Origin of the sequence: Cellulomonas sp. B6 (assembly GCF_001462455.1) — a bacterium.
Taxonomy (GTDB): domain Bacteria; phylum Actinomycetota; class Actinomycetes; order Actinomycetales; family Cellulomonadaceae; genus Cellulomonas.
The window spans coordinates 18297-27252 of the sequence record NZ_LNTD01000272.1 but is presented as its reverse complement, the minus strand read 5'-3'; the positions used below and the strand labels follow the sequence as shown (position 1 = coordinate 27252).

3 protein-coding genes are annotated in these 8956 nt (G+C 75.1%); 1 reads left to right on the top strand and 2 read right to left on the bottom strand.

Annotated elements, in window-relative coordinates; translation table 11 throughout:
* Window positions 1–2 precede the first annotated feature (2 nt).
* A complete protein-coding gene (locus ATM99_RS18010; protein WP_062104170.1) occupies window positions 3–914 on the top strand; it encodes a ribonuclease Z in 912 nt (303 codons plus the stop codon).
* A gap of 67 nt (window positions 915–981) precedes the next feature.
* On the opposite strand, the gene ATM99_RS18005 is transcribed toward ATM99_RS18010, so the two are convergent.
* Entirely contained in the window at window positions 982–1653 is a 672-nt protein-coding gene (locus ATM99_RS18005) for an AIM24 family protein (protein ID WP_062104169.1), read from the bottom strand.
* Window positions 1654–1772: 119 nt separating this feature from the next.
* Complete coding sequence (locus ATM99_RS19545) at window positions 1773–8744, bottom strand: DUF5979 domain-containing protein (RefSeq protein ID WP_190278877.1); 6972 nt, start codon at window positions 8742–8744, stop codon at window positions 1773–1775.
* Between the last annotated feature and the right edge of the window lie 212 nt (window positions 8745–8956).

The window sequence follows — 8956 nt, the reverse complement described above, 5'->3', positions numbered from 1 at the left end:
CCGTGCGCGAGCTCGTCGTCCTCGGAACGTCGTCGCACGTGCCCACCCGGACCCGCAACCACAACGGCTACCTGCTGCGCTGGGACGGCGAGGGCCTGCTGTTCGACCCGGGCGAGGGCACGCAGCGTCAGCTCATCCACGCGGGCGTCGCCGCGACCGCGATCACGCGCATCTGCCTCACGCACGTGCACGGCGACCACTCCTACGGCCTGCCGGGCGTGCTGTCCCGCCTGGTGCTCGACGGCGTGCAGCACCCTGTGCACCTGCACTACCCCGCGTCGGGCGAGCCGGTGGTCCGTGCGCTCGTCGGCCTCGCGACCCCGGGGCTCGACCTGCGGCTGCACCCGCACGGCGCGTCCGGCCCGGTCGCGGACGGCCTGGAGGTCGTCGAGCTGCGGCACCGCATCGAGGCGTACGGGTACCGCCTCACCGAGCCCGACGGGCGCACGTTCCAGCCCGAGCGGCTCGCCGCCGCGGGCGTCACCGGCCCCGACGTCGGCCGCCTGACGCGCGACGGCCACGTGGGCGACGTGCGGCTGGAGGACGTGAGCGTGCCGCGCCCGGGGCAGCGCGTCGCCGTCGTCATGGACACCGCGGTGTGCGACGGCGCGGCCGCGCTGGCCGACGGCGCGGACCTGCTGCTCGCGGAGTCCACGTTCACCGACGAGGACGCCGCCCTGGCCGAGCAGTACCTGCACCTCACGGCCGGGCAGGCCGGTGCGCTGGCCGCGGCCGGCGGCGTGCGCACGCTCGTCCTCGCCCACTTCTCCTCGCGCTACCCCGACCTCGAGCCGATGCGCGTCCAGGCCGAAGCCGCGGTCCGGGCTGCGGGCGCGACGACGACCGTCCACGTGGCCCACGACGGCGACCGGTTCGCCGTCCCGCCGCGCCGCACCGCACCCACGAACGCGTGAAGGGTTGCCGTCGCCTCGCGACAGCAACCCTTCACAGCGGCCCTCGCACGCGGACCGACGAGCGACGTCAGCTCGTCTGACCCAGCCCCGCGAAGCCCTCGGACGGCTGCACGACCACGAAGCCCGGGCCGTGGAACTTGTACTGGAACGCCTCGCCCGTGCCGCCGCGCAGCAGCGAGCTCATGTTCATGCTCGACACGACCTCGGGCACGAGGTTCGCCGACCAGCACACGGCGGCGTTGGGGTCGACGAACGTGGGCTGCTGCGAGCAGTCGAGGATGACGGGCTGGCCGTCGGACGTCAGCGCGACGGACCCGTGGCCCTGGATGAGGGTGTTGAACAGGCCGCCGGTCATCATGCCGGCGCCGCGCGTGCGGTGCAGGTCCCACTGCAGGGTCGCGTCGAAGGCGAGCAGCGACGAGCCGCCGACGCTGATCGCGTCGCCCTCGAGGTGGATGATGAACACCGTCTCGGCGAACCGCGCGAAGAACACGTCGCCCTGGCCCGACACGGTCATGAGCGCCTGGTCGTCGGAGCTGATGGCGCGCTTGACGAACTTCGCCAGCGAGTCGGAGCCCTTGTGGTGGAACTGCACGGCCCCCTGGTAGGCGACCATCGAGCCCTTCGCAGCGAGCACGGGCTCGCCGAGGGTCACCTTGAGCATCTTGGAGTTCTGCAGGAAGAACCGCTGTCCGTTCTCGACCTCGAGGTTCGTCCGGTCGAAGATATCGCTGCGCATGGCGTCATCCTGCACCCCCGCCGGGCGCCGACGACAACGCCGTCCGGGTGACAGCACCCGGACGGCGTCGTGCAGCGGTGGCGGCCGGCGTCGGGGGGATGCCGGCCGCCACCGCGTCCTCAGGCCCGTCGCCTCCGCAGGGCGACGAGCAGGCCACCGGCCGCCAGCAGCAGCAGGGCCCCCAGGCCGGCGCGCAGCACGTCCGCACCGGTCAGCGCGAGCGGGTCACGGTCCGCGCCAGCGGTGTCGGCGCCCGGCGTGCCGCCGGCCGGCGGCGCGTCGAACGTGTTGACCAGCTCGACCACGGCCTGCCCCGGCGCGGTCGTCCCGGCCAGCCCGACGACGGGCACGCGGGCACCCGTCGACGTCACGGGCTCGCGGCCCTCGACGCGCACGGTCGCGGCCACCTGCGCGGCCCCGCCCGTCGCCGTCTCGGTGACCGTGCAGTCCACGCCGACGGGCAGGCCCGTCCACGACGCGGTCAGCGCGGCCGGCGCCTGCAGCGTGCGCCGCGCACCGCCGGGCACGTCGAGCGGCACGTCCTGGCCGTCGACCGGCCACGTGCAGACCAGCTCGACCGTGAACGGCCCGGCCGCGCCCGGCGCCGTCGTGGCGCCCGCGACCTGCTTGACGACCTCGACCGACGTGACGTCGAACGTGTTGGTCGCCGTCACCACGGCCGCCGGGACCTCGCCCTCGTCGGACGCGGGCTCGACCGTCACGACGCCGTCGGCCGGTGCGAGCACCGAGCTCGTGGCGCCGCCCGCGGCCGTCTCCAGCACGCGGCACGACGTGCCCACCGGGAACGGCCCGAACGTCCGCAGCCCGCCCGCGAGCAGGTCGAAGGGCTCGTCGAGCACCGTGCGGCCGTCGTACGTGCAGACCGCGGAGAACCCGAAGGACGCACCCGCGCCCCACGTGGCCGCACCGGCGCCGTCGACGACCTTGCGGACCTCGAGCACGCCCGCGTCGAACCCGTTGACGACCTCGACCCGTGCGCCGTCGGCGCCCACGGTCACGTCGGCCGCACCCGGGCCGGTCGGCACGACGCCGTCGCCGACGAGCAGCACGCGGTCGGCGCCGCGGCTGTCGGTCTCGGTCAGCGCGCACGTCGCACCGGCGGGGATGACCTCGTCCGGGGCGGTGAACGTCTCACCGTCGGCGAGCGTGAACGTCAGCGCGTCGGCGCCGTCGAACGTCACGGGCGCGCCCGTGCCGGCCGCGGTGCAGGTCAGCGCGAACGTGAACGGCCCCTCGAGGCCCGCGGTCGCGGTCGAGTCGACGCGCTTGGTGACGCTCAGGCCGCCGAACGCGTACGTGTTGGTGAGCGTCGCGACCTGCGCGGCCGGCACGGCGCCGTCCGCGCCCGCCGCGGCGTCGACCTCGAGCCGGACCGTGCCGGAGCGCGTCGTCTCGCCGTGGTCGCCCGGCTCGCCGGACTCGGTGACGTCGCAGCGCGCACCCAGCGGCAGGCCGTCGACGCGGGCCACGTAGCCGTCGCCCTCGTCGAGCGTCAGCGTCTCGGCAGCCCCCAGGTCGACGGGCGCGCCGTCGAGCGTGCAGACCACGTCGGCCCCGAACGACGCCGGCGCGAAGCCGCCCGCCGGGCCCTCGACGACCTTGCGGACCTCGATCGGGCCGGTCAGCACCTGGACGCCCATCTTGGGCGGCGCGATCTTCGCCCACGTCGGCGAGCCCTGGTCGCGGTACTTCGCACCGAACTGGTTCCACGCGACGACCGCGTCGGCCGCCGTGCCCGCCGGCACGCCGTCGACGACGTCGTCCCCGGCCAGCACGTTCACGGTCGAGAACGTCACGTCCACGAACTGGCCGCTGAGCAGCGCACCCGCGGTCGACGACCGCAGGTCCACGTGCACGCGCAGACCCGTGACGGCCGACCAGTCGGTCGCGTCGTCGACCTGCGCCCACGCCTCGCCGGACTGCTCGCAGACCGCGTGGCCCTCGAGCCCCGCCCACGTCCCGGCGCACACGTCCGGCGTGGTCGTCACCTCGGTGACCACCACGGCCCCCGCGGGCGCGGTGACCTGCAGCGAGCCCGGCACGAGCCGCGGGCGGTACACCGACCCGCGCTCGCCGCCCGTGATGATCATGCGGTCGCCGACCGCGGACAGCGGGTCGAAGAGCGTCAGCTCGTCGACGTTCGTCGTGCCCGCGTTCTGCGCGCGCAGCACCCAGTCGTCCTGGCCGCCCACCAGCGAGTTCGCGATGCACGGCGTGCGGAAGTACTCGCCGCCGGTCGCCTCCAGGCGCGTCGTGCACTCCTGCCCCTCGGCCGTCGCGGCACCGGGACGCGCACCCCGGACGCCCTTGACCGCGAACAGGTTGGAGCCCTCGCGCGGCGACACGTGGTCGGACGAGCCGCACGTGGTCGCATCGTCGGCCCACGCGCCCGTCACCGGGCGCGAGCCGTCGAGCGGCGTGCACGCGTCCAGGGTCTGCGCGGTGCGCACGGTCATGGTGTTGACCGCGCGGTCACCTGCCGTCAGGCCGGGCTGCAGCTCGAGCACCAGCCGCACGTCGACACGCTCGCCCGGGGCGAGCCGGCGGCCGTCCGGCGGCCACGTGAGGACGACGTCGCGCCCGTCGAGGGTCACCGCCACCTGGTCGGACATCGCGCTGCCCGCGGGCAGCGTCACGACCGGAGCCGTCTCCCCCGTCCACACGAGGTGCTCGGGGAGCGTGTCGCGCAGCTCGGCGACGTCGAGGTAGCCGCTGCCCGCGTTGCGGAACGACAGGTCCCACGGGACGGCGGTGCCGACCTGGACCGTGCGGTTGCCGTCGTTCGCGAGCTTGTCGACCGCGAGGCGGTGCGTGCCCTCGAAGAGGTCGACCGCGGCGGCGCTCGCGCGCTCCTGCGACGCCTCGCCGTTGAGCCGGTCGGCCTGGCCGACCACCGTGTTGGTCACCTCGTGGTGGTCGGCGTCGAGCACGACCGGGTCGCCGCCCGTGCGCGTGACGTCCCGCAGGCGCACCTGCAGCTGGGCGGTCGCCGTCCAGCCCGGGGCCGGCACGACGTCGGAGAAGAACGCGCCGTCGGCCCGCGAGTAGACGACCCGCACGCCGTCGACCTCACCGGCCCGCTCGTCGGCCACCGGCAGCGTCGGGGTCGCACCGGGCGCACCCGTCACCCACGCGTCGGCGCCGTCGGGCCCGAACGGCCCATGCACGTCGACCTGCACCTGGTCGGCGCCCGCGGGCAGCGTCACCGCACCCAGGCCCACCAGGTCGAACCGGTCCCAGAACTCCGGCGACGTCGTCGCGTCGTCCTGCAGGCGCACCTGCGCCGGCGCGAGCGTGCCACCCGGTGCCGTGCCGTTGTTCGCCGTGAGACGCACCGTCAGCGGCTCGTCGCGCGTCGGCTCGGTGACCACCGCGGGCGAGATCGTCTTGGCGACGCCCACGTTGATCTCGCCACCGGTGAGGCGGACGTCGACACCGTCGGTCCCGGCGGCGAGCGTCTCGCCGTCGGGGTCGAGCACGGGGTCGTACGACTGGGCGTACATGTGGTTCTCGACCGTCGTGGACTGCCCGGCCCGCAGCGACTGCGGCTCACCCGTCGAGCGCACGTGCGTGCGCAGACGCGTGTCGAGGTCCAGGCGCAGGCGGTTGCCCTGCGTGATCGTGCCGCCCGTCACCGCCGGGTCGGTGCTCTGGAACGTCGCGCTCAGCGCCACGACGTCCGCGAGGTCCGCGGGCGTCATCGCGAGCAGCGCCGCGACGGTCGTGCGCTCGCTCGTGGTCGTGCCGTCGGCGTACCGCAGCACCCACGCGGTCGACGCGGCCAGGTCGACCTCGGCCGGCCGGGTCGCGGAGAACTGCACGCGGGTCAGGTCGAACCGGTCGAACGGGCTCTCGCCGCCGCCGGGCGCCATCCAGTCCACCGAGCCCGCGAACGGGTCGGCCGTCGGGTCGTCGAGCGCGCACGCCGCACCCTGCACGTCGACGTCCGAGCAGGCCGGGTCGGTGAGGCGCAGGTAGGAGGCCCGGGCCACCGCGTCGTTCCAGGCCGTCAGGCCGAACGTCCGCGTGGGCCACTGGTCGGCCGGCACCACGCCGTCCCGCGGGACGTACGCGACGTCCGTGGTCGAGACGGTCTTGTCGACGCGCACGAGCGGCGTCGAGCCCGTGATCGTGATGTCCGCGCGGTCCTCGTCCGTCACCGTGCCGTCGGTGCGCTGCGCGGAGATGCCCACGGTGTTGCGGACGACGCCCGCACCCGTCGCGTTGTAGGCCGCCTTGTCGGTGACCCAGCCGCCCGTGCGCCGGACCTCACGGATCCGCCACTGCAGGTCCAGCGTCCGGTCGACCGACGAGGCCGCGACGCCCGAGCCGACGGCCGGGGCGAACGGGTCGAGCGCCGCACCGGGCTGCCGGGCCGCCGTACGCGCCGCGGCGTCCTCCTCGAGCACGACCTGCACGCCCCACGCGTCGGCGCGCTGCTGGGTCGTCAGCGTGTACCCGACGAACCCACCGGCGTTCGTCCAGCCGCCCGAGGGCGCCGTCACCGACTGCCACGTCCGACCGCCCGCACCGTCGGGCAGCAGCAGCCGCACGTCGGCGACGCGGTCGTACTTGAGGTACCAGCCGTTCGTGAACGGCGTCGCCGAGTAGGCGATCGGCTGCACCCGCACGAGGTCGAACGCGTCGAGCAGCGTGCCCGCCGGGTCGGCCGCGGCCGGGTCCTGCGCCGCGGCGGGGTCGGTGAGCGTCACGGCCGACGCCCCCGCGGCCGTGCGCCAGGACAGCCGCGTCGTGCGCTGCTGGCCCGACTGGGCCGCGACGGTCGGCTCGGTCCAGGCCTTGCTGACCTCGACCGGCCCGGTGCCCGGCGGGGGCGGCGTCACGGCCGCGTCGTCCTCGGCGTCGTCGTCGTCGCGCACCGTGGTGCCGCCGCCCGTCGTGCCGCTGCCGCCGGTCGTGGCCGCGTTGCGCAGCGTCGTCGTGCCCTCGGGCAGCGCACCGCCGCTGCGCAGCGTGCTGCGCGCGGTCGTCACGAGGTACGGCGTGACGGTCGTGTTCTCCTCGAACCCGTCGGTGTCGTGCAGGCGCAGCTCGACGCCCGTCACGTCCGACAGGTCCGTGCCGGCCGGCAGGCCCGCCTCCAGCGCGGCGGAGTCGAGCTGGAGCAGCCACGTGTCGGCCTGCGCGGGCTCGGTGCGCACCGTCACCCACGTGCCGACGGCCGTCTGCAGCCGCACCTCGACGGACGTGCCCGACGGCACCTGCGTCGGCGCGATCGCCGTGAGGTCGAAGCCGTCCCAGAACGTGCGTGCCGTGCCGTCCCACGCGTCCGTGATCGTCAGGTCGCGTGCCGTGACGTACGACGAGGACACCGCGAGCGTCGAGCGCAGCTCGGTGACCGCCGTGTCGCCCGGGCGCAGCTCGCTGCCCGGACGGACGGTCTTGGTCAGCCCGACCTGGATCGACGCGGGCACGACGGTCAGGCGGGCGTCGGCCGTGTCCTGCGCCGAGTTGCCGTTCGCGGCCTCGACGCGCGAGGTCGCGGTGTTGTCGAGCTGGCGCGCCGAGCCGGTCGACGTCTCGGTGGTCAGCACCGTGACGCGGGCGCGGGCGGGCTCGGCGTTCGGCGCGACCTCACCGGTGAACACGAGCTCGAACCCGGTGACGTGCACGCCGCCGGGCAGGCTCGGCGTCGCGGGCACCGCGCCCGACGCGAACGTCACCGTCCGCGTCGAGCCGTCCGACAGGTGGTAGACCACCGACGCCGCGTCGGCGCCCGTCGGCCAGGTCGGGGCGCCGTCGAACCCGCCGAACGCCGGGTCGGTGCCGAAGAAGTCGAGGTCGCTCACGCGCAGCTCGCGGACCGGCACGTCGGAGGTCTGCGTCGCGACGAGGCTCAGCGTGCTGGACTCCCCCGCCGAGACCTTGGCCGGCACGAAGTCCTTGACGACGTCGGTGCCCAGGCGCGCCGGGGTCACGCGGTACGGCGCCGTCGCAGTGGCCGTGACCGGGGCCTGGCCGTCGACCTCGACCCGCGCCTCGACCGTGTTGGTGAGGGTGCTCGTGGCGACGGAGAGGTCCGCACCGGTCGTGCGGTGCGTCGCGCGCTGCGCGACGGCCAGGTCCAGCGCGAGCGTGTCGCCGACGGCCACGGGGCCGTCGCACGTCACGCGCAGACCCCCGACGGCGTCAGCGGCGACGCCGTCGGGGAGCACGAGGCCGCCGTCGCCCACGACCCAGGTCCAGGCGCCCGCGCGCTGCACGTACGCGTCGACGCGCACCGCGGTGCAGCCCGTCGGCACCGACACCCCCGCGAGCGACGTCAGGTCCACGAGGGTGAACGGGTTCGCGGCGTCGAGCGTCGCGACGCCCTCGGGCGCGACCGTGGGCTCCTGCAGCACGAGCGCGTCGGCCGGCACGTTGGCCGCGTTGGTCGCACCGATCCGGATGGTCGAGGCGGCACCGGCGTCGAACGCCTGCTCGGCGGGGGTCCACGACTTGCTGGGCGTGACGGCCACCGTCACCGGGACCGTCACCTCGACCTGCGCCGACGCCGTCGCGGGCGCCGAGTTCGTCGCGGTGACCGTCGCGGTGTTGACGTGCGTGGTCCGCGTGCCGGGCGTCAGGTCGGTCGGCACCCGCAGCGTCAGCTGCACGGAGAACGTCTGACCGGCCTGGATCCCGGAGCCGGTCGGGCTGACGGTCGCCTGCGTGAACGCGACGTCGAGCCGCGTGTCGGCCGCGACGACCGCCGGGGCGGACGACCCCGTGGCACCGCCCGACGTCCACGTCGGCACGAACGTCAGGCCCGGGGTCGACGGCAGCAGCTCGACGTCCAGCAGCTCGTGCCCCGCGTGGTCGCCCAGCGCGTCCGTCAGCACCGCGTCGAGGCACGACGCCTCGGAGCACGTCACCTGCACCTTGTAGGTGTACGTGTCGCCCGGCGCGAGGCTGCCGCGGTCGACCGACTTGGTGATGCTCAGGTACTGGGGGTCGGCTGCGGCCGCCGGTGCGGTGAGCACGGGCAGCGCGAGCAGCGCGGCGAGCACGGCTGCGACGAACGACATGAGGCGGCGCACGGGCGCGCGACCTCGGGACTGCGTGGGCATGCGGGAGCCTCCGGGCGCGTCGGGATCGCCCATACCCTGGAGGCCCTTGGTCCCGCGCCCCGGGTGAGACTGCGCGGTATGTCACCGGTGCGCGCACGAATCGTCAACACGGTCCGAATCGCCGCATTCGGCGCGGCCGCGCACGTGACCCGCAACACGCCTCACCAGGTCGCTGCGCAACCCTGCCCTGGCGCTCCGTCGTCCGGAGACGA